The 20,321-nt window shown below is 58.8% G+C and carries 19 protein-coding genes and 1 pseudogene; 11 read left to right on the top strand and 9 right to left on the bottom strand.

All coding sequences use genetic code 11. From position 1 onward, the window contains the following. Nucleotides 1–198 precede the first annotated feature (198 nt). The 5 genes from ATY79_RS03575 to ATY79_RS03555 all read right to left on the bottom strand — a co-directional run bounded on the left by ATY79_RS03575 (nucleotide 199) and on the right by ATY79_RS03555 (nucleotide 4,330). Nucleotides 199–516, bottom strand: coding sequence for a metalloregulator ArsR/SmtB family transcription factor (locus tag ATY79_RS03575; RefSeq protein WP_088695274.1), 318 nt, complete (start codon nucleotides 514–516; stop codon nucleotides 199–201). Nucleotides 517–612: 96 nt separating this feature from the next. After that, nucleotides 613–1,365: a pyridoxamine 5'-phosphate oxidase family protein gene (locus ATY79_RS03570; RefSeq protein WP_088703081.1), complete on the bottom strand. Its 753-nt coding sequence runs from the start codon at nucleotides 1,363–1,365 to the stop codon at nucleotides 613–615. 32 nt (nucleotides 1,366–1,397) lie between these two features. After that, the gene (gene choV, locus ATY79_RS03565) at nucleotides 1,398–2,450 is read right to left on the bottom strand and encodes a choline ABC transporter ATP-binding protein (protein ID WP_088695276.1); all 1,053 of its coding nucleotides are present in this window, start codon (nucleotides 2,448–2,450) and stop codon (nucleotides 1,398–1,400) included. Beyond that, a complete protein-coding gene (gene choW, locus ATY79_RS03560) occupies nucleotides 2,447–3,292 on the bottom strand; it encodes a choline ABC transporter permease subunit (protein WP_088695277.1) in 846 nt (281 codons plus the stop codon). Before choW ends, choV begins: the two co-directional genes overlap by 4 nt. 81 nt (nucleotides 3,293–3,373) lie before the next feature. After that, nucleotides 3,374–4,330, bottom strand: a complete 957-nt coding sequence (locus ATY79_RS03555; RefSeq protein ID WP_088695278.1) for a choline ABC transporter substrate-binding protein — start codon at nucleotides 4,328–4,330, stop codon at nucleotides 3,374–3,376. 235 nt (nucleotides 4,331–4,565) lie between these two features. On the opposite strand from ATY79_RS03555, the gene ATY79_RS03550 reads away from it, so the two are divergent. The 3 genes from ATY79_RS03550 to ATY79_RS03540 all read left to right on the top strand — a co-directional run bounded on the left by ATY79_RS03550 (nucleotide 4,566) and on the right by ATY79_RS03540 (nucleotide 7,543). Next, a complete protein-coding gene (locus ATY79_RS03550) occupies nucleotides 4,566–5,168 on the top strand; it encodes a thymidine kinase (protein WP_007789867.1) in 603 nt (200 codons plus the stop codon). A 74-nt stretch (nucleotides 5,169–5,242) separates the two neighbouring features. Continuing rightward, nucleotides 5,243–6,316 (top strand): hypothetical protein, encoded by a 1,074-nt coding sequence (locus ATY79_RS03545; RefSeq protein WP_088703080.1) that lies wholly within the window; start codon nucleotides 5,243–5,245, stop codon nucleotides 6,314–6,316. 102 nt (nucleotides 6,317–6,418) lie between these two features. Then, nucleotides 6,419–7,543 (top strand): DUF2333 family protein, encoded by a 1,125-nt coding sequence (locus ATY79_RS03540; RefSeq protein WP_088703079.1) that lies wholly within the window; start codon nucleotides 6,419–6,421, stop codon nucleotides 7,541–7,543. A gap of 9 nt (nucleotides 7,544–7,552) precedes the next feature. On the opposite strand, the gene ATY79_RS03535 is transcribed toward ATY79_RS03540, so the two are convergent. After that, a complete protein-coding gene (locus ATY79_RS03535) occupies nucleotides 7,553–8,278 on the bottom strand; it encodes a LuxR C-terminal-related transcriptional regulator (protein WP_088695281.1) in 726 nt (241 codons plus the stop codon). Between the two features lie 250 nt (nucleotides 8,279–8,528). Next, a pseudogene (locus ATY79_RS03530) lies at nucleotides 8,529–9,040 on the bottom strand (TIGR00645 family protein). A gap of 159 nt (nucleotides 9,041–9,199) precedes the next feature. On the opposite strand from ATY79_RS03530, the gene ATY79_RS03525 reads away from it, so the two are divergent. Both ATY79_RS03525 and ATY79_RS03520 read left to right on the top strand, forming a co-directional pair. After that, entirely contained in the window at nucleotides 9,200–10,879 is a 1,680-nt protein-coding gene (locus ATY79_RS03525; protein ID WP_088703078.1) for a formate--tetrahydrofolate ligase, read from the top strand. A gap of 49 nt (nucleotides 10,880–10,928) precedes the next feature. Next, nucleotides 10,929–11,189, top strand: coding sequence for a hypothetical protein (locus ATY79_RS03520; RefSeq protein WP_088695283.1), 261 nt, complete (start codon nucleotides 10,929–10,931; stop codon nucleotides 11,187–11,189). 41 nt (nucleotides 11,190–11,230) lie between these two features. Here the strand turns inward: ATY79_RS03520 and ATY79_RS03515 are convergent, their stop codons facing one another. Further along, entirely contained in the window at nucleotides 11,231–12,082 is an 852-nt protein-coding gene (locus tag ATY79_RS03515; protein WP_088703077.1) for an extensin family protein, read from the bottom strand. A 263-nt stretch (nucleotides 12,083–12,345) separates the two neighbouring features. Between ATY79_RS03515 and ATY79_RS03510 the strand changes: the two genes are divergently transcribed. After that, entirely contained in the window at nucleotides 12,346–14,463 is a 2,118-nt protein-coding gene (locus ATY79_RS03510) for a TonB-dependent receptor (protein WP_088703076.1), read from the top strand. A gap of 259 nt (nucleotides 14,464–14,722) precedes the next feature. Beyond that, nucleotides 14,723–16,912 (top strand): anthranilate synthase, encoded by a 2,190-nt coding sequence (locus ATY79_RS03505; protein ID WP_088695286.1) that lies wholly within the window; start codon nucleotides 14,723–14,725, stop codon nucleotides 16,910–16,912. 64 nt (nucleotides 16,913–16,976) lie between these two features. Here the strand turns inward: ATY79_RS03505 and ATY79_RS03500 are convergent, their stop codons facing one another. Continuing rightward, nucleotides 16,977–17,531 carry a hypothetical protein gene (locus ATY79_RS03500; RefSeq protein ID WP_141105690.1) on the bottom strand — a complete coding sequence of 185 codons (555 nt, stop codon included), beginning with the start codon at nucleotides 17,529–17,531 and terminating at the stop codon, nucleotides 16,977–16,979. Between the two features lie 158 nt (nucleotides 17,532–17,689). Between ATY79_RS03500 and ATY79_RS03495 the strand changes: the two genes are divergently transcribed. The 4 genes from ATY79_RS03495 to queF all read left to right on the top strand — a co-directional run bounded on the left by ATY79_RS03495 (nucleotide 17,690) and on the right by queF (nucleotide 20,309). Further along, nucleotides 17,690–17,932 carry a hypothetical protein gene (locus ATY79_RS03495; protein WP_088695410.1) on the top strand — a complete coding sequence of 81 codons (243 nt, stop codon included), beginning with the start codon at nucleotides 17,690–17,692 and terminating at the stop codon, nucleotides 17,930–17,932. A 10-nt stretch (nucleotides 17,933–17,942) separates the two neighbouring features. Beyond that, complete coding sequence (locus ATY79_RS03490; protein ID WP_088695288.1) at nucleotides 17,943–18,662, top strand: DUF2161 family putative PD-(D/E)XK-type phosphodiesterase; 720 nt, start codon at nucleotides 17,943–17,945, stop codon at nucleotides 18,660–18,662. Between the two features lie 267 nt (nucleotides 18,663–18,929). Next, a complete protein-coding gene (emfA, locus tag ATY79_RS03485) occupies nucleotides 18,930–19,844 on the top strand; it encodes a CDF family cation efflux transporter EmfA (RefSeq protein ID WP_088695411.1) in 915 nt (304 codons plus the stop codon). Then, nucleotides 19,845–20,309 (top strand): preQ(1) synthase, encoded by a 465-nt coding sequence (gene queF, locus ATY79_RS03480; protein ID WP_088695289.1) that lies wholly within the window; start codon nucleotides 19,845–19,847, stop codon nucleotides 20,307–20,309. The last annotated feature ends 12 nt before the right edge of the window (nucleotides 20,310–20,321 follow it).

Genomic DNA, 20,321 nt, shown 5'->3' with positions numbered 1-20,321 from the left:
GGTCAAATTATCAGCGCTTCTCCGGGCGTCAAGCTGCGGACCTGCTGCGTGCTTGTCGCTCCAATGGACACTACAAAAAATAGACCGGCATTTCTGCCGGTCTAAGAGTATGTAGACGTGCTGAAATAAGGTGCCGCACTATTCCGGATGCATCCCTCAGCAGTGCGGCTTATAGGCTGACGTTATGTCAGCGCGTCCCTATGCCGCAGACTTTGTGCGGTTTTGAACAGTATAGATGTCCGTGAGTGCTTCGAGGATTTTGAGAACCTGCTCGGAATTGCTCGAGTAGTAGATCGTCTGAGCGTCGCGGCGGGTCTTGACCAGCTTCTGAGCGCGCAGCTTGGATAGGTGCTGCGAGAGCGCGGACTGGCTCAAACCGACCTCTTGCGCCAGCGCGCCAACCGGGATTTCGCCCCTCACGAGGTTGCAGAGAATGAGAAGTCTCTTGGGGTTCGCCATTGCCGACAACAGGGCAGCGGCAACGTTTGCATTGGCGGTTAAATCGATTGTGTCCATACCTTCTTCCTGATGTGAAACTAATTTCAAAAACGCACGTTCCCGCTCAATGCCGGACGGCGAAAACTATCAATACAGCGTCAAGATTGTATATAGCTAAATTTCAGGTATTGCGTATTTCATGTTAGGTATATGTGAATAAACGTCCTCAACGGCCTGCGCGACGGCGTCGAACTCGCAACGCAAAAGCAAATCACCCGAAATGAGATCGAAACCGGCGCAATCCACTCCACAAATGCGCCAATCGCCGTTGCCGGCCTTCACGCTCGCTGCGGCCCTAGCCGCGAGGTCTGGGTGCCTGGCTAGCAATTCTTGCACTATCGCGTCCGCTTGCGCTGCCACCGCTTCGTTGCCGGGAGATCGAATCGTAAGATCTACGCCTTCCAGCACATAGGCGCGACCAAATCCGCCATTGAGACTTGCGGACTGCGGCACAAGCCGGAAGAAACGGAAATCAGGGAAATCGATATAGAGCTTTGCCTTGGCATGGCGGCTGAGGAAGCGGCTGCGAATTCGCGCGTAGACCTCACTGTCGCGCTCGACCGGTTCGGCAAGGCATTGGGTCGTCAGGCGTGCATGAGCAAGCGGATCGCCCTTGCCAGGCTCGCCTGTCAGAAGCGAAGCGCGGCGATCGGCGTCGAGCGCGCGGGTATGCGTCGACAAGCCCGAGACGAGAATGACGGGAACACCGTCGATGTCGGTGCCGAGGAGGACCCGGCTGGCAAAGGGGAAACCGGTCCCGGGGTCGAGAACGGCGATTGCGGCGTAACGGGCGGAACGGAGAAGCGTGCGAGCGAGCTTGCGGGCTTCTCCGTCGGTTTCCCTGAGAACGGAAGCTTGATCTTTCATGTCCACTTTTTTGGCGGAAGCGGACGGTAGGATCAAGCCTCTTCTTTGCGGCGATGCTGCGTCAAACCTTCGACGACGTCTTGCGCCGAAATGGTGCCGACGATCGCGCCGTTTTCGACAACCCCGATGCTGCCAGGTTGGCGTGAAAGGGCATCCAGGATGTCGATCAGCGGCGTTTCGGCCCGTGCCGTGCCGCTGACGCTGGCGCCTGCGGCCGCGTGGCCGAGACCGGCCTGCATGACGTCCCGCGCCGTCAGCATGCTGATCGGGTTCATGTGCTGGACGAAGTCGGCGACATACTGGTCGGCGGGGTTCTTGACGATCTCCTGCGGCGTGCCGCACTGGATGATGCGCCCGCCCTCCATGATGGCGATGCGGTTGCCGATGCGGAACGCTTCGTCCAGGTCGTGGCTGACGAAGAGGATGGTCTTCTTCAGCCGCCGCTGGAACTCGAGAAGCTCGTCCTGCAGGCGCGTGCGGATCAGCGGATCGAGCGCCGAGAACGGCTCGTCCATCAGCAGGATCGGCGCACCCGTGGCAAAGGCACGGGCAAGGCCGACACGCTGTTGCATGCCGCCGGATAGCTCATTGACCTTGCGGTCGGCCCATTTGGTCAGGTTGACGAGTTCGAGCTGTTCACCGACGCGTTTCTTGCGTTCGGCCTCCGGCATACCCGCGAGTTCGAGACCGAAACCGACATTCTCCGCCACGGTGCGCCATGGCAAGAGCGCGAACTGCTGGAAGACCATCGAGACAGTGTGCATGCGCAGGTCGCGCAAGCCCTTCGCGGTGGTCTTGTAGGGATTGCAGAGCCCGTTTGGCGTTGCGACCGAAACTTCCCCGCGCACGACGGGTGCCAGCCCGTTCACGGCACGAAGCAAGGTCGATTTACCGGAGCCGGAAAGGCCCATGAGGACCAGGATCTCGCCTTCCTGTACCGAGAGTGAGGCATCCGCCACGCCGAGAACGAGACCGGTCGCGGCGCCGATTTCGTCGCGGTTCTTTCCCTGATCGGCCAAAGCGAGGGCGCTTTCTGGTTTATCGCCGAAGACGATGCTGACGTTGTCGAAGCGGACCGCGGTCATACGCCTTCTCCTTCACCTGTCGCACGGAACATGCGGTCGAGAATAATCGCGAGAATAACGATACAGAGTCCAGCTTCGAAGCCCTTGGCGACATTGACCGTATTGAGCGCGCGAACAACCGGCACGCCGAGACCATCGGCGCCTACGAGCGCGGCGATCACGACCATCGAGAGCGACAGCATGATCGTCTGCGTCAGGCCTGCCATAATCTGCGGTGTAGCGTAGGGCAGTTCGACTTTGCGCAGCACCTGCATCGGCGTTGCGCCGAAAGACTCTGCGGCTTCTACGAGCGATGGCGGCGTCGAGATGATGCCCAGACGTGTCAGGCGGATCGGGGCCGGGATCGCGAAAATGACAGTGGCGATCAAGCCAGGAACCATACCGAGGCCGAAAAGAATAAGCGCGGGAATCAGATAAACGAATGTCGGAATGGTCTGCATCAAGTCAAGAATTGGGCGCAGTGCCGCGTAGACCCAAGCGCGGCGCGCGGCGGCGATGCCAAGCGGGATGCCGACGAGCATACTGACGAAAGTGGATGCCAGGACCAGCGCCAGGGTTTCGGTGGTTTCTTTCCAGTAGCCCTGGTTCATGATGAGCAGCAGCCCAAGCCAGGTGAATACCGCCACAACAATCGAGCGCCGGAGCCAGTAGGCAATCCCGCCGATGGCAAGGATGACGATCAGAGGATGCGGCTTCTGCAAAACGAACAGCAGCCCGTCGATGACGTGCGACAACAGGAAGGCGAGCTGGTTGAAGAACCAATCGGCATTCGACGTCAGCCAGTCCACGAAAGCTTTCGCCCACGCGCCGATGGGGATTTTAGATTCAGTGATCCAAGTCAAGGGCTCGCCTATCCAGAAAGAGCAAGAACAATAGCGATGATATCGGAAGCGGGGTGGTGCAAACCACCCCGCTCGTCATTGTCACAGGCCGAGGCTTTTCTTGACAGCCGCAAGGCCGTCACCGCTGCCGTCGCGAGTCTTCACGCCCGCAAGCCACGGATCCAGCGCGGACGGATTGGCCTTCAGCCATTCCGTCGCAGCCTTTTCCGGCTCGTCACCGTCGTTCAGGATCTTGCCCATCACCTGATTTTCCATTTCCAGAGAGAAAATCATGTTCTTGAGCAAGGCGCCGACGTTCGGGCATTCGTTGAGGTAGCCCGCACGAACGTTGGTGAACACCTTGGCGCCACCGAAGTCCGGTCCGAAGATGTCGTCGCCACCCGTCAAATAGGTAAGCTTGAAGTTGTCGTTCATCGGGTGGGGTTCCCAGCCGAGGAAGACGACCGGCTTTCCTTCCTTCTCCGTGCGGGCGACTTGCGCAAGCATGCCTTGCTCGGACGATTCAACCACTTCCATGCCCTTCAGGCCGAAGGTGTTCTTGTCGATCATGTCCATGACGAGGCGATTGCCATCGTTGCCCGGCTCGATCCCGTAGATCTTGCCGTCGAGTTCGTCCTTATGGGCGGCGATGTCCTTGAAGTCCTTGATGCCGAGTTCAGCGCCCTTGGCATTGGTTGCCAACGTGTATTTTGCGCCGACGAGGTTCGGGCCAAAGGACTCCACCGACTTATCGTCGAGGAAGGGACGAACGTCTTTCTCCTGGGTCGGCATCCAGTTACCCAGGAAAATGTCGATGTCCTTGTTTTTCAGTGATTGATAGGTAACCGGAACCGAAAGAACCTTGACGTCGGGGGCGTAGCCCAGTCCTTTCAGGACCACGGAGGCAGTGGCGGTGGTCGCGGTGATATCCGTCCAACCAACGTCCGAGAAATGGACGGTGGAGCAGCTGTCCGGGTCGGCGGAGAATGCAGCGGTTGCGACAGAGAGAGCGGCAACTGCGGTGGCGGTGGTCAGTTTGAATACGCTTGTTGTTTTCATTTTAGACTCCCAGTCTTACGTTCCCAAGCCAATCACCAATAGCCGAGTTTTACAAGCGACCTGAGCGCGTTTGCGCCGCATTGGAGTACCCGATTGCGACGTGAGCACTTTTTCGCGGAGTGCCGGAATTTCAAGGGTTTTGGGCATTTTCGGCCGGGAATTTCCTGTGATTATCAAAAAGGGGGACTTTTCTTTGACGTTTCGAGCTTTCAAGAAGCGAAAGACGGAGAAAACGATGGCAAAACTCTATTTTAACTACTCGACCATGAACGCCGGCAAGTCGACGATGCTGCTGCAAGCTTCCTACAATTACGAGGAGCGCGGCATGCGCGTCGTTCTGCTGATAGCGGCCTTCGACGAGCGTGCCGGAAAGGGGATCATCGGCTCCCGGATTGGACTGCAGGCCAGCGCCGTCGCCTTCGAACCGGAAGCAGACTTGCAGGCCTTGATTGGCGAGCTCAGCAAGGAGGGGGAACCCATCGCTTGCGTCTTCGTCGACGAAGCTCACTTCATGACGCGCGAGCATGTCTGGCAGCTTGCCCGGATCGTCGACCGGATGAACATTCCGGTCATGGTGTATGGCCTGAGGACGGATTTCCAGGGGAAGCTTTTTCCGGCTTCAGAGGAGCTTCTCGCGATCGCTGACGAGATGCGTGAAGTGCGGACGATCTGCCATTGCGGACGCAAGGCGACAATGGTGGTGCGTCTTGATGCGGAAGGAAAGGTGCTGCGTGAAGGCGCGCAGATCGATGTCGGAGGCAACGAAAAGTATGTGTCGCTCTGCCGGCGCCATTGGGATGATGCCATGAACGGGCAATGGCTCGCCGAAGCGGTATGACCATTCCTCAAATCGATTCCGGTTCGGCGGCTTATGCGCTAGGTTCGCGGTAACCGATTCATGGAGGCGTCCCGGTGCGCAAGCCTTTCTCCTTTGATACTCAGCTGGAAGCGGCACGAGCGCTTCCGGAACAGCTGCGTCTTGAAGCCAAGGTTTGTGTCGATTTCGTCACCGAATTTGCCCGCCAAGGGGCTGCTGTCGACGATGAGCGTTTCCTTGTCGAGAATGGGCGGTTCCAGGCGTTTGTCACGAACGGCGCGAGCCTGACCAATCTCCTCGCGGAACTCGTATCCGTCCTCGACACGCTGACGGTCAAGGTGTCGGCAGATCTCGACAGTTTCCGTGGCCTGACGCCAGGTGAGAAATTCATTGGTCGCTTTTCTCGCCAGCGGATGTGGCGTCGCCATAGCGCGCGGGTGCGCGCTGCGCCTGTTGTGGAGCGGTTGCGCGACCTCTTGGTAAAGTCGAACGAAACCGCCGCGGTTATTGCGAGCTACCGCACGATTGCCATCGACTTTCACAAGTTGGCCGAGCATGGATTGATCGGCATCGTCGAACAGCGCCGTCGGCTTGTTGACAGGATCGATATCGCCCGCCTTCGCATCCGGGAATTGAACGCCAAGGCGTTGACGACGCAGGGCAGGATCGGTCTCTACGGAAGCAGGGCCGAATGGGAACGCATGGAAGAAGAGCGCCGCGCGCTGAAAGCGCAGGCCGACCGTGCATCCGATGAAGAGCGCGGAATGCGCGAGGATAGTCAGCGCCGCGAACGCTTCATCAATCTCTTCCAGGTTTTCGTCGATGCGTTGAATAGGCAGGTCGGCCAGTGCAACGTTCTCGGCCGCAAAATGGTGATCGACACCGAAGAGCGGTTACTGATCTATCAGGCGCAGGTGGACACCGACATTCCCGGGTCAAAGGTACAGATTTCGGCAGAGCTTTTTCCCGCGATTGCCGGTCCGATTGAATTGTTCGAGCGCAACATGCTGGTGCCGCAGGAACTGGAGCACCGCAAGCGAGCCGCCGATGCTGCCTTCGCGAACAAGTTCGTGACCTTCGGGCCCGAGGCGGACGATGGCTCAGGAGAGCCGCTCATCGATGCGACGAAGATCTCCAAGCGGCTGCGTTTCCGCTTTCTGCGTTCCTAGGCTCCGAAGAAACAATAATATCAGCACGATATTGTCCTTCCCCGAGCGAGCGCATATGTCATTGCGCAGACAATTTTTGTCCACCACGGCAAGGAGAAGACGATGCTCGACCGGATCGCCGGTTTTTTCAGGCTGATCGGCCGGATCATCGGACGCTGGGCGCGGATTTTCTTTGCCTGGGCGTTCTGGCCATTTATCGCTGCCCGCGGCTGGTACGTTCAGCGCACCTGGATGGTCCGGTTGCCGATCCTTGGTTTTATCGGGCTGCTTGCCGTTCTCTATTGCTATTTTATCTGGCAGACGCAGGTCTGGTCCGGATTCAACCCGTCCTTCGTCAACGAATACAGACTTTCTGAGCGAAAGGTTCCCGCTGGACAGGAGCTGCCGTCAACAGACAGCGCGGCGACCACCAAGACCTGCCAGCGTTCTGCCATCGTCGATGTCGTGGCCGACCTGGTCGACTTCAACGTCAATCAGAATGCGTGGATCTCGTCCATGCTGCTCTATCGTCTCGGCCTTTTCGGCGTCGACTGGGATCATACGCCGTTTCTCGACAATAAGGCGTCGTTCCAGCGTGGTGTGAATCAGGCGGTTCGCCGCACCTCGGTTGAACTGGTCGACACGCTCGGACGTGTGCGCGGCACCTCGGGGATCAACAACGACCTGCAGAAAGCGCGCGGCAACCTGCAGTTCGACGAATACAGCTGGTATTTTGGACTTGATCCGTTCGGGCCGAAGACGCCCACACCGAGCTATTATCGATCCGCTCTCGAAAGCCTGCGCAAGTTCAATACGGATCTGGCAGCCTGCAACGCGATCTTCGATGGGCGCGCGGATAACCTCATCCAGTTCATCGATCGTATCGCCAACGATCTCGGCAGCACTTCGGACGTGCTTGCAGACCGCTCACAGAATCATCATCGCGGCTGGTTCGACACACGCGCAGACGACCGCTTCTGGTTCGCTTACGGGCAGCTCTATGCCTACTACGCGATCCTTGCCGCCGCACAGTCCGACTTTTCCCAGGTCGTCGCGGAGCGCAATCTAGGCGCCATATTCGGCGCAACGATGAGGCAGTTCCAGGCGGCGTTGCAAATTCAGCCGGCAATTATTTCCAACGGTCGGGAGGACGGCTGGATCATGCCGAGCCATCTGGCGACGATGGGCTTCTATATTCTTCGCGTCAGGTCGAATCTCGTCGAAATTCGCTCTGTGCTCGATCGCTGAGCGTCACGCTCAGTTGATCAGCTTCATCCGGATCGCCTTGGCGACAAGTTGCGTCCGGTTCACGCAGTCGAGTTTCTTGATGGCGCTGGTCATATAGGCATTCACGGTGTGATCCGACAACGAGAGGATCTGGCCGATCTCGATCGAAGTTTTTCCCTGCGCCGTCCAGCGAACGACCTCGCGTTCGCGAGCGGAAAGCGGCGTATGCTCGGTAACCTTCGATTGCTTCGTGCGGTGATAGGCGTCAAGCAGATGGAGAGTCACCATCGCGAGTTCGTTGAGCTCGGTTTGTCCAAGCACCGGGCGGTCACCGGCCAGCCAGAACAGGATTCGCTCACCGTCGCGGGTATATGCCGGGAGCGCAACGCCGGTGGGAATGCCGAAGTCGTGCTGAAGCTTGTTCAACTCGTTCGGGAAAGTGTAGGCGCAGGAGTTGTCGGAAAGGCTCCATGAGCGCGGAAGAGCCGAGTCGCCCATTCCCATCGACAGCATGGGAAAACGCATGATGCGGGCGCGGTCGAATTGGTTGAAGTAGGCGGATGGAAGCGATGTTTCAATGAGGAGGGTTTTGAGGAGAACGCTTTCAAGAGCTGGCGCAAGCATCAAGGTGATATGCCGGAAGCCATAGGCGCGCGCTACTTTGACGAGAATTTGTGCGAATTCGGCCCTGGTATTGGTCGCTGAAATCTCCGTGGCCAGAGACAGCTGCCTTTCCGAGGTAGTCATGTAAGACATCAATGCGTCCCTGCTTACCTTCATTTCAGCGCTATAGAATATGCAAACTGATATATTTGCTAGTGCGAAACGGCGGGGCGCGCAGTGATTAATTTCAAATGTATTACTTTAACCACAGGATCGTCCTATGGTTGCGGCGTTTCGTGTTCAAAACGCAACCCAAGGAAACGGGACCGGCTCTCCGCGCAGCATCGAAGGAAACATGGAGGTTCGTCCGGGGCGCACCAATCGCCTGCGAATCGCTTCACGATCAGATCTTGTCCGTCACTTTCGCTTTTTTTGTTATCTGCTCGAGGAAGCCGAGCATCACCGCGGAGACGACAAACGCCAGATGCATCGCCGTCAGCCACATGATCTTGCTATCGGTGTATTGCTCGGCATTCAGGAAGACCTGCAGCAAATGGATTGATGAAATTGCCACGATCGACGAGGCGACCTTGATTTTGAGGCTGCCGGCGTCGAGTTTGCCGATGAACGAGACATCGTCCTCGCTCTCCTCAAAGCGGCTGACGAAATTCTCGTAGCCGGAGATCATCACCATGACGATGAGGCTGGCGACCAGTGCAGCGTCAATCAGGCCGAGCATAGCGAGGATCATTTACCCTCGTTGAGGACGAATACGCCGCCGGCCACCTTCAGGAATTTGTAGCCGAAGGAGACAGCATAAACGGCGAGCGCGAGGGAAAGGCCGAGATAGAAGGCGACGAGGATCCAACGGCTCGAAAGGATGATGCGCTCGACGATGAGTTCGAGTGATTTCATGTCTGGTCCTCGCAACGTATAGAAACAATGCTTGACCGATAGCTGCTTGGATGAGCTTTGGGCAACCTGCGCGCTATTCACAGTCTCGGCATATTTCGCTATCCCGTTGAAACAAATATGTGACGCCGATCGAGCGTGGAGAACCGCGGGGAAACGGGGATGGCAGCATACAAATCCGACATCGAGATTGCGCGTGCGGCGGAGAAGAAGCCAATTTTCGAAATTGGTGAAAGGCTTGGCATCCCTCAGGCGCAACTCGCGCCGTATGGGCATGACAAGGCGAAGCTCAGCGCGCAATTCATTGCCGCGCAGGCAGAGAAGCCCGATGGCAGGCTGATTCTCGTCACGGCAATCAATCCGACCCCTGCCGGCGAGGGCAAGACGACGACGACAGTCGGCCTCGGCGATGGGCTGAACCGGATCGGCAAGAAGGCGATCGTCTGCATCCGCGAGGCTTCGCTTGGACCATGTTTCGGAGTGAAGGGCGGGGCCGCGGGCGGCGGTTATGCGCAGGTCATTCCGATGGAAGACATCAACCTGCATTTCACTGGCGATTTCCACGCTATCACCTCCGCCCACAATCTGCTCGCCGCAATGATCGACAATCACATCTATTGGGGCAACGAGCAGGACATCGATCTGAGGCGCGTCACCTGGCGGCGCGTGATGGACATGAACGACCGGGCGCTACGCGAGATGGTCTCCTCGCTAGGCGGCGTGGCCAACGGCTTTCCCAGACAGAACGGCTTCGACATCACCGTCGCTTCCGAGGTGATGGCGATTCTTTGCCTCGCCAGGGATCTCGAGGATCTGGAAGAACGTCTCGGCAAGATCATCGTCGGTTACCGTCGCGACAAGTCGGCTGTTTCTGCCCGTGACCTGAAGGCGGATGGAGCAATGGCGGTTCTCCTGAAGGACGCCATGCAGCCGAACCTCGTCCAGACGCTGGAAAACAATCCGGCCTTCGTGCATGGCGGCCCATTCGCCAACATTGCCCACGGCTGCAACTCGGTCATCGCCACGAAAACGGCGTTGAAGCTCGGTGACTATGTCGTGACCGAAGCGGGTTTCGGCGCGGATCTCGGCGCCGAGAAGTTCTTCGACATCAAATGCCGCAAGGCGGGATTGAAACCGGATGCCGCTGTCATCGTTGCGACGGTGCGCGCGCTCAAGATGAATGGCGGGGTGAAGAAGGACGATCTTGGAGCCGAGAATGTTGCCGCGCTGAAGAAGGGCTGCTCCAATCTCGGTCGCCATATCGCCAATGTTCGCAAGTTCGGCGTTCCCGTCGTCGTCGCCATCAATCACTTTGTCTCGGATACGGACACGGAAATCGCAGCGGTGAAAGAATATGTCTCGCGCTTGGGGGCGGAGGCGATCCTCTGCCGGCACTGGGCCGAGGGCTCCGCCGGCATCGAGGAGCTCGCCTACAAGGTGGTCGAGCTTGCGGAATCGGGACAGTCGCGATTTGCGCCGCTCTATCCCGACGATGTCTCCCTGTTCGAGAAGATCGAGATCGTGGCTTCGAAGATTTACCACGCAGGTGAGGTGACGGCTGATAAGGCGGTCAGGGACCAGTTACATGCCTGGGAGGAGCAGGGTTACGGGCATCTGCCGGTCTGCATGGCTAAGACGCAATATTCCTTTTCGACCGATCCGAACCTGCGGGGCGCGCCCGAAGGGCATATCGTGCCGGTTCGTGAAGTGCGTCTCTCGGCTGGCGCGGGTTTCGTCGTCGCCATCACCGGTGAGATCATGACGATGCCCGGCCTGCCGCGATTGCCCTCGGCGGAGCGGATCTATCTGAATGATCAGGGCTATATCGAGGGATTGTTCTGAATCTCTCCGCAATGCGGGGAGGTTTATCCGGCGTGGATTGGAAACGACGATGTCACTTTGTAGCTTTGCTCGATGCCATGTTCTTGCAGTGGCGGCGGTTCTTTTATTGCCTGTGAACGGCGTTGTGGCTGGCAAGCAGGTTGCTCCCGAACAAAGCATGGCCGACTTTATGAATAGGAATCCCGACTGCACGGAATTCGGCGATCAGTGTTCGATTTGTGCCGTGGTCGATGGCAAAGCCGCTTGCTCCACGCCCAAGATCGCCTGCATCAAGGCACCTTATGTCTGCACTCGGCGCAGAGGAGATTGAGTCGGCAAGCCCAGAGCGTCGGCAACAATTAGCGAAGCCTGCTAGTGGCAATAGCGATATCCTCCGTTCCGCTCCAACACATCGAGATGGAAGTGCGTTTCGTGGGCTGCGTCACTTTCAGGATCCAGCACCGTGGTGAAGTAGAGACAGCCGGCAGCGCTGATCGTGCGCTGGAAGGCTCCGATCAGTGTTGGATCTTCCCTGCGGGGCTGCACCGCGATGTCCTTGCCCCTTTCGAAGCTGAAGCTTGCAATGTCGATCGCGTTACCGCGTGCATGCTCTGACACCTTGCCGGTCTCCGCCCCATTGCGCAGGCGGCAGATATAGGATGATGCCTGGTTGACGCTGACAATGTTTCCCTGATCCGACGCGGCGACCCTGGCGGCCGGTATCACGCTCTCCTTCATCCAGCGAGCAAGGGCCAGGGCGACAGGGCATCGAAAGACCGCGTCCGGTTTGATTTTGATGCCCGGTAGCACTTCGGTGACCTTGATTGGTTTGTCGATGCCGCAGCCGTTGCCATCGTCGATCCGCGATATGTCCGTGAAGACAACGCCAAGGCTCTGCAGCTCTTTGATACATTCGGAATGTTCCTCATCACTTTCTGCTGCGATTGTCAGATGCTGCTCTTCCAGCGTTTGCTGAGAAGGGAGTTTCGGTCCCTGCTTCTCTGGCTCGGCAGAAGTGTCGGTCGGCGGTGGCTCGGTCGAAGGCGCTCCCGCATCGGGCCGGTCCGGCTTTGGTTCAGGCGTTGGCGGAGTCGTTGGAGCTTGGGGAGCCGGGCCGGATTCCGCTGGCCGGATTTGCGGCTGGGAGCCCTTCTTCGGCAGGCTGGCGCTGGCCAAAAGTCCGATGCAGCTCAGCGCTGCCAGAATCACGATAATCTTCTTCACGCATCCACCCGTTGTATATTTATGCGGGAGGAGAACGTGTGGATGCGATTTTCGTTGCAAGTTCGCAACGTTGATCGTTGCGGTAAAAATATGACTTATTAAATCAAGATAACATTGGCCTGATATATTGACAATAATACTCATGTTTTTTATGCGGCAAAAAGAAGGCGAAAATCTTCGTCTGAATGCCTAGCCAGCCCATCGAAAACGCAGCCGCGTCACGACCAGCCAGCCCGGTGACATTATCTCAAGGGGTTGTTTTCATGATCGTCCAGCACTCGCGCTCGGTTCTACTCGCCTGCACGGCACTCGCCATCGTTATGCCTTCCGCCATCGCCCTCGCACAAAGCGCACCTTCAACCGCGCAGACTACCGAAGAGCAAAAGGCAAAGAGCGAAGCTGATACCTTCCTCTCGCCCATCATCGTGAAGGGTAGCAGGCAGGCCGCCAACGATCCCTACACCAAGCCGGGTCCTTCAAGCACGGTCACGGCAGACCAGATTGATCTCCAGGCGGGGCAGGGCACGGATGATCTGTTTCGCAGCGTTCCGGGAACGTCGACGGCCAATAATCCCCAGAACCCCGGTGTAGCCGTCAACATTCGCGGTTTCGAGGGGTCCGGCCGCGTCAACATGTCGATCGACGGCGTCCGCCAGAACTTCAGGTTCACTGGTCACGAGGCGCAGGGCTTTACCTATATCGATCCGGCGTTCCTGGCGGGCATCGATGTGACCCGTGGATCAGTTACCGGTATCGGCGGCGGTGCGTTGGCTGGTACGGTCAATTTCCGCACCTATAACATCGATGATCTGATCCAGGGCGACAAGAACTACGGCGGCATCGTCTCCGCGACGGTCGGGACCAACGAACTCGGCTGGTCCGAGTCGGCTATCGGCGCCTATCGGTTCAACGATGTCTTTGCCGTTCTCGGCGGTATCAGCAAGAGCGATCCGGGCAATTTTGAAAACGGTGACGGTGTGACCGTGCCTTACACAGAGCAGGATCTGATTTCGGGCATGCTGAAGGCGGAAATCACGCCGAACGCCGAGAACACCATCAAGCTCGGTGGGATCAGCTACGACAACGACTTCTTCGCGAACTCGTACTTCCAGAACGTGAAGAACAAGACGTTTACCGCCAGCTATGCCTATACGCCCGGCGACAACGACTTGATCGATTTCAAGACGAACTTCTACTATAACCGCCTTGAGATGCAGTACGATACGAACGCCACGGGCGGCGGTTCGGCTGCCGGTCGCCGGATCAAGGACACCGGCATTGGCTTCGATGTTTCCAACACGTCCAAGTTCGATGTCGGCGACGTCGCGGTCACCACCAATTATGGTGTCGAATACTTCCACGACGACTATGACGTGATCAACAGCCGGACGCAGCCTTTGGGTGGCGTCAATGGCAGTGGCAAAAGCGCTATCCTCGGCGTTTTCGACACGACCACGCTGACCTACGGCATGGCGGACCTGACGCTCGGTTTGCGTTACGACCACTTCAACCTCGACGGATCGGGCGCTGTCGTTGCCAGGAATCCGTTGGGCTTGCCAGCCGGTCCGTACACCGTCGACAAGTCAGAGGGGCGTCTGAACCCGAGCTTCACCTTCGCACTGAATCCGACCGAGTGGTTCCAGCCCTACGTGACGTACGCGGAAACCCAGCGTGCGCCGACCGTCAACGAGATCTTTGCCGGCGGTACACATCCAGGAGGGACGCAGAGCTTCTTCCCGAATCCGTTCCTGGAGCCGGAAACCTCCAAGGGTTGGGAAATCGGCGCGAATATCAAGTTTGATGGACTGCTGGATGCGGGCGATAGCTTCCGCCTAAAGGCAAATTACTTCTACGACAACATCGACAATTACATCACCGCCGCACTTCTCAACGGTGGTCGGCAGATCTTCTTCGTCAACAATCCGGGCACGTCCAGAGTCAGCGGCTTCGAGCTGCAGGCCGCCTACGATGCGGGCTTTGTCTTCGGTGATCTTGCCTACACCTACACGGATACGAACCTGCCGTCGCAGGTCAACGGCTTTGGCGTGCAAAGCTACCTGCCTGACAGCATCTTCAGCGCGACGCTCGGTGCCCGCTTCCTCGAGGATCAGCGCCTCACCGTTGGCTCGCGCTTCTATGCCGTCAGCCGAGCTTACGTCGGAAGCGTGAATGTTGCCGCTGGAACCAGCCCGTACCAGCCAGGCTACGGATTGGTCGACCTCTTTGCGAACTACAAGTTCGAAAAGGGCTTCGAGCTCACCGGAAGCGTCACCAACGTCTTCGACAAGACCTACACGCCTGCGTCTAGCACGATTGCAGGCAACACCATTGAAACCGGTCGTGGGCGGACGTTCATGATCACGGCACGCGCACGCTTCTAATCGGCTCGCGCATCACGAAGGGTGGCCACCATGCCGCCCTTTTTCATTCGTGGGATTCGGCTCTTGCGCTCGGTCCGATCTCACGCTAACAATTCCGCCCATGAACACGTCCTTGAACATTGCAATTTGGTGGTGGGCTCGCTGAGGCGGCCTCGACCAATCGTGTCCAAAGACGACGAGTGAGCCGCCCGGAAAACGCCAGGCGGCTTTTTTGTTTTTAAGGCTGCCTGTCATCCGGGCCCGATAACGGAGTGGAACAATGGTAACGATCCTTCGGGATGACGGAGCGGAAATCTACGAGACGAAGGGCGGCATATCGGTCACCCGGCAGCGCAGGGCGATCCCTTACGCTGACGCGGTCTCGTCCTATATCGACAAGCTCGACGAGCGCCGCGGCGCGGTGTTTTCGTCGAACTACGAATATCCGGGCCGTTACACCCGCTGGGATACCGCTATCGTCGATCCGCCGCTCGGTATTTCCTGCAACGGTCGCCACGTATGGATCCAAGCCTATAACGAGCGCGGCGAGGTTATCCTCGGCTTTGTCACGGAGCGGCTAAAGACAGTTTCGGATATGGTGCTTGGCGCTTCGACGGCGCGGCGGCTGGATCTGACTGTCAAGAAGCCTGAGCGCGCCTTTACCGAGGAGGAGCGCTCGAAGATCCCGACGGTGTTCACCGTTCTGCGCGCCATCACCGAGCTGTTTTATTCCCAGGCGGATGCCAGCCTTGGTCTTTATGGCGCCTTCGGCTACGATCTTGCCTTCCAATTCGATGCGATCAATCTGAAGCTGACGCGCCCGGCCGACCAGCGCGATATGGTTCTTTACCTGCCGGATGAGATCCTTGTCGTCGACAACTATTCGGCCAAGGCCTGGATCGACCGCTACGACTTCGAAAAGGGCGGGCTTTCGACCGAGGGCAAGGCCGGCGACATTCCGGCAGAACCCTTCCAGCGCACCGATGCCATTCCGCCGAAGAGCGATCATCGCCCCGGCGAGTATGCCGACCTCGTCGTCAAGGCGAAGGAGAGCTTCCGCAAGGGTGACCTCTTCGAAGTGGTTCCGGGCCAGAAGTTCATGGAGCGCTGCGACAGCAAGCCGTCGGACATTTCCAAGCGGCTGAAGGCGATCAACCCGTCGCCCTATTCCTTCTTCATCAATCTCGGAAATCAGGAATATCTGGTCGGCGCCTCGCCCGAAATGTTTGTGCGTGTCTCCGGCCGCCGCATCGAGACCTGCCCGATCTCCGGCACGATCAAGCGCGGCGACGATCCGATTGCCGACAGCGAGCAGATCCTCAAGCTGCTGAATTCCAAGAAGGATGAGTCCGAGCTGACGATGTGCTCGGACGTCGACCGCAACGACAAGAGCCGCGTTTGCGAGCCGGGTTCGGTGAAGGTCATCGGCCGCCGCCAGATCGAGATGTATTCGCGTCTCATCCACACGGTCGATCACATCGAGGGGCGCCTGCGCGACGACATGGATGCTTTTGACGGCTTCCTTAGCCACGCCTGGGCGGTGACGGTCACCGGTGCGCCGAAGCTTTGGGCCATGCGCTTCATCGAAAGCCACGAGAAGAGCCCGCGCGCCTGGTACGGCGGTGCAATCGGCATGGTCGGCTTTAACGGCGACATGAATACCGGCCTCACGCTGCGCACGGTTCGCATCAAGGACGGGATCGCCGAAGTCCGGGCAGGGGCGACCTTGCTCAACGATTCCGATCCGCACGAAGAAGAAGCCGAAACCGAACTGAAGGCCTCCGCCATGCTTTCCGCCATCCGCGATGCCAAGGCCGGCAACTCCGGCAAGGTCAGTCGCGACGTCGCTGCCGTCGGCAAGGGCGTCAAGATCCTGCTTGTCGACCACGAAGACAGCTTTGTCCACACGCTCGCCAATTATTTCCGCCAGACGGGCGCGACGGTTTCCACCGTCCGCACGCCGGTGCCGGAAGAAATCTTCGACCGGCTGGATCCTGATCTCGTCGTGCTCTCGCCGGGTCCCGGCAATCCGAAGGACTTCGATTGCAAGGCGACGATCAAGAAGGCGCGCGCACGCAACCTGCCGATCTTCGGCGTCTGCCTCGGGCTGCAGGCGCTGGCGGAGGCCTATGGTGGCGAGCTCAGGCATCTGGCGCTGCCGATGCACGGCAAGCCGTCGCGCATCCGCGTGCTGGAACCGGGCATCGTGTTCTCGGGACTCGGCAAGGAGGTGACGGTCGGGCGCTATCACTCGATCTTTGCCGATCCCTCGACGCTGCCGCGTGACTTCATCATCACGGCGGAAAGCGAGGATGGCACGATCATGGGCATCGAGCACGAGAAGGAGCCGATCGCCGCTGTGCAATTCCACCCGGAGTCGATCATGACGCTTGGTGGTGATGCCGGCATGCGGATGATCGAGAACGTCGTTGCGCACCTTTCACGCAAGGCAAAGACCAAGGCGGCCTGACCTTCGCATCCTGGCGCCGCCCCGACCGGTCATTTGCCGCGATGGATCATCCGGAGCAAATGGCCTATCGCGGCGGTTCCAATCGCAAGCGCTCCAGGTCGCTCGGCAGGGCGATATCGCGGTACCGCAGGGCTGCAGCGGTTTCAGCCATCGCCTCCGGCGCAAAAGCAGCGAGATTCCCCAGCAACGGGTCGTTCTGGAAAAGGTCGAGGCCGAATTTTCTGGTCTGGCCGCTCCAATGAATTCGCAGGCTATCGCTTTCAATGCCACGAGATACGGAGTGGACGTAGGAGGTCGTTATATCGGCGAGCGGATGACGTTCGATAAGCCTCTGCGAGCCTCTGCAACCATCGCGAACAAGATCAGAGCCTTCCAGAAACACGGACGTCGTCTTTTCGCTTAGGGCGGGCACGATCGCAAACAATGGCGGGAACAGGACGCATAATCCGCCGCACCATCCGAAAACCGTCCGCCTCCACGGGGACGGCGAAGAGCGCAGATAAGGCACAAGCATCGCGGTGCAGATAAAAAGGCCAAGCAGGATGGCGAGGCCATATTCGGACCACGAGCGCGTGTCGCACGCCATGTCGCTCAGTGTCTGCTGATACAGAAAACTCAACGATGCGCCCTCCGGTTGCGGGGACGCTAACAGGCGAACTCTTCACCAACAGTAAAGCCCTGCCTCCAGCCAACGGTACCTTGCGGTGATCTTTCCAGATGCAGCAGTTGACTTTGGCAGTCAAATCAGAACATTTCCGGAACGTAGAATGAGGGGATATTGTCGTGGCTGCTGAGAAGTTTATTGTCCTGCCGTACCGCAAGAACCGCGGCAATCTTGTGCCGGGCGAGATGCGGCAGGCATCGAATGCCATGAGCGCCGAGAAGATCGCTACCTCAATGGCCTCGCGCTTCGTCGGTGTCGCGGCTTATGCTGTGATGGTCGACGAGGAGACCGGCGATATGTCGTCTCCGCGGCTGCTTGCCCGACACGGCGAGATCGCCGATATCAATCCGGCATAGCCAGGTCTCTATGGAAACCTCGCTCTATCTGCCGGTCAAAGGCTTTCTGGAGGCGGCGGGCTACGTCGTCAAAGGCGAGATCGGCGGCTGTGATCTCGTCGGCCTAACCGAGGGCGAGCCGCCGGTCGTCGTGGTGTGCGAGCTGAAACTCAGCTTCAATCTCGAGCTTGTCCTGCAGGCCGTTGATCGAGCCGCGATGAGCGACGAGGTTTGGATTGCCGCCCGCGTCTCCGCCAAGGGACGCGGGCGCGAGGCCGACAAGCGCTATCGCGATCTTTGTCGCCGGCTCGGGATCGGTATGCTCGGCGTGTCCGATGCCGGCGAGGTCAACGTCATCGTCAGTTCGGTTTCGCCGATGCCGCGCACCAATCCGAAACGCCGGTCGCGGCTCGTCAGGGAGCATCAGCGTCGGCGCGGCGATCCAGCGGTCGGCGGCAGTACACGTGCGCCTGTCATGACGGCCTATCGCCAACGAGCGCTAATCTGTGCCGCCGCACTCCAGGAGGGGATGGTGCGGCCGCGCGATATGAAAGCGCTGGCAGCGGACGCGGGCAAGATCCTGCTCGCCAATGTGTATGGCTGGTTCGAACGGCGGGAGAAGGGCGTCTATGCCCTGACGCCAGCAGGTGAGGCGGCGCTCCTGCGTTGGCCACAATCGATCAGCATCGCGGCCGAGATCGCCGGTGGTCCAACGTCTGCAAGCTCTGAACGCTCCTCGGTCTATTCATAGCGATCCTATCTGCGGTGGCATCGACGTTGGGCGGGTGTGCAGCTTGCTTTGGCGCCAGGACCCGGCCGACGGGACAATCGTGTCGGATTGCAGAAAAAGGGGGGCTCGCCAGCTTTCTTGCAGCCTGTGTTTGACAAAACAGGTATCATCACACATATGAGCCTCATGGGCCGCCTGCGCGATTTTCGCGCGGGCGGTTTTGCGTTTGAATGGGCTGATTTCTGCAATTCATTCGCATCCGCACTGATGTCTGCGCAGGGGATGAAAATGGACGGGAAGGGCAATCTCACGGTTCGGCGGCTGGCGCTCTGGGGTATCCCGATGTCGTTGGGCGTCATGGGCTTGAAGATGGTCGCATGGTGGGTGACAGGTTCGGTGGCGCTGCTGTCGGACGGCCTGGAGTCGACGGTGAACGTCGTTGCGGCCTTCATCGCCTTCTTCGTCATCCGCTATGCGCAAAAGCCGGCGGACCACGACCATCCCTTCGGACATCATAAAGCGGAATATCTTTCGGCCGTGACCGAGGGCGCGTTGATCATTGTGGCGGCGCTTTTGATCGTCAACGAGGCGATTGGGCAGCTCTTCCAGCCGCGTATGCTGGATGCGCCAGCGCTTGGTCTTGCGATCAACTTCGTCGCTGGCGTCATCAATGCCGTCTGGGCGCAGATCCTGATCAGGACCGGACGCAGGTATCGCTCGGCAGCGCTAACGGCGGATGGTCAGCATATCATGTCCGATGTCGTCACCTCGGTCGGCGTCCTGATCGGTCTGCTGCTGGCGCTGGCCACCGGATATGCAATCTTCGACCCCGTGCTCGCCATTCTGGTTGCGGTCAATATTCTCTATCAGGGCTGGAAAGTGATCTCCCATTCGATCGGCGGTCTGATGGATCAGGCGGTCACGCTCGAGGAGGAGGAGGCGATCAAGCAGGCGATTGCTACCCATGCCGCTGGCTCGATCGGCGTGCATGATCTGAAGACGCGCCGCGCCGGCACGGTCACCTTCGTCGATTTTCATCTTGTCGTGCCGGCTGCCATGACTGTAAGGCAGGCGCACGATATCTGCGATCGCCTTGAAGATGCCATCCGTGCGGCGCATCCGGGCTCCAGCATCGCCATTCACGTCGAGCCGGAGGGTGAAAAGGCCCACGGCATCCGCGTCAAAGTCATCAAGGAGGCTTGAATGCCCAAAACAGACGTATCCAACCTGTCCATGCTGGGCAGCCAGACGGAATCTCCGAAATCACCCGAGGAGGCGGTGCTTGAGAAGGTGCCGTCGAGCCATGCCGGCACCGATTATGTCGTCCGCTTCACGGCGCCGGAATTCACCTCGCTCTGCCCCATGACAGGGCAACCGGATTTCGCCCATATCGTGATCGACTACATCCCGAACGAATGGCTGGTCGAATCGAAGTCGCTGAAGCTGTTCCTACATGCGTTCCGCAATCACGGCGCCTTCCATGAAGATTGCTCGGTCTATATTGCCAAGAGGCTGGTCGAGCTGCTCGATCCGAAGTGGCTGAGGATCGGCGCCTACTGGTATCCGCGTGGCGGCATTCCGATCGACGTGTTCTGGCAGACCGGCAAGCCGCCCGAGGGCGTTTGGCTGCCGGACCAAGGCGTTGCCACCTATCGCGGTCGCGGCTGAACCGTTGGACTG

The organism is Rhizobium sp. R693, assembly GCF_002211315.1.
In the GTDB taxonomy this organism is placed as follows: Bacteria; Pseudomonadota; Alphaproteobacteria; order Rhizobiales; family Rhizobiaceae; genus Rhizobium.
Note: the sequence above shows the minus strand (reverse complement) of the source record. Positions and strands in the feature narration are given on the sequence as shown.

What these genes read in the sequence shown, in the direction of transcription:
- ATY79_RS03575 (WP_088695274.1), bottom strand. Translation starts at nt 516, where the DNA reads ATGGACACAATCGATTTAACCGCCAATGCAAACGTTGCCGCTGCCCTG.
- ATY79_RS03570 (WP_088703081.1), bottom strand. Translation starts at nt 1,365, where the DNA reads ATGAAAGATCAAGCTTCCGTTCTCAGGGAAACCGACGGAGAAGCCCGC.
- choV (WP_088695276.1), bottom strand. Translation starts at nt 2,450, where the DNA reads ATGACCGCGGTCCGCTTCGACAACGTCAGCATCGTCTTCGGCGATAAA.
- ATY79_RS03555 (WP_088695278.1), bottom strand. Translation starts at nt 4,330, where the DNA reads ATGAAAACAACAAGCGTATTCAAACTGACCACCGCCACCGCAGTTGCC.
- ATY79_RS03550 (WP_007789867.1), top strand. Translation starts at nt 4,566, where the DNA reads ATGGCAAAACTCTATTTTAACTACTCGACCATGAACGCCGGCAAGTCG.
- ATY79_RS03540 (WP_088703079.1), top strand. Translation starts at nt 6,419, where the DNA reads ATGCTCGACCGGATCGCCGGTTTTTTCAGGCTGATCGGCCGGATCATC.
- ATY79_RS03535 (WP_088695281.1), bottom strand. Translation starts at nt 8,278, where the DNA reads ATGTCTTACATGACTACCTCGGAAAGGCAGCTGTCTCTGGCCACGGAG.
- ATY79_RS03525 (WP_088703078.1), top strand. Translation starts at nt 9,200, where the DNA reads ATGGCAGCATACAAATCCGACATCGAGATTGCGCGTGCGGCGGAGAAG.
- ATY79_RS03520 (WP_088695283.1), top strand. Translation starts at nt 10,929, where the DNA reads ATGTCACTTTGTAGCTTTGCTCGATGCCATGTTCTTGCAGTGGCGGCG.
- ATY79_RS03510 (WP_088703076.1), top strand. Translation starts at nt 12,346, where the DNA reads ATGATCGTCCAGCACTCGCGCTCGGTTCTACTCGCCTGCACGGCACTC.
- ATY79_RS03505 (WP_088695286.1), top strand. Translation starts at nt 14,723, where the DNA reads ATGGTAACGATCCTTCGGGATGACGGAGCGGAAATCTACGAGACGAAG.
- ATY79_RS03490 (WP_088695288.1), top strand. Translation starts at nt 17,943, where the DNA reads ATGGAAACCTCGCTCTATCTGCCGGTCAAAGGCTTTCTGGAGGCGGCG.
- emfA (WP_088695411.1), top strand. Translation starts at nt 18,930, where the DNA reads ATGGACGGGAAGGGCAATCTCACGGTTCGGCGGCTGGCGCTCTGGGGT.
- queF (WP_088695289.1), top strand. Translation starts at nt 19,845, where the DNA reads ATGCCCAAAACAGACGTATCCAACCTGTCCATGCTGGGCAGCCAGACG.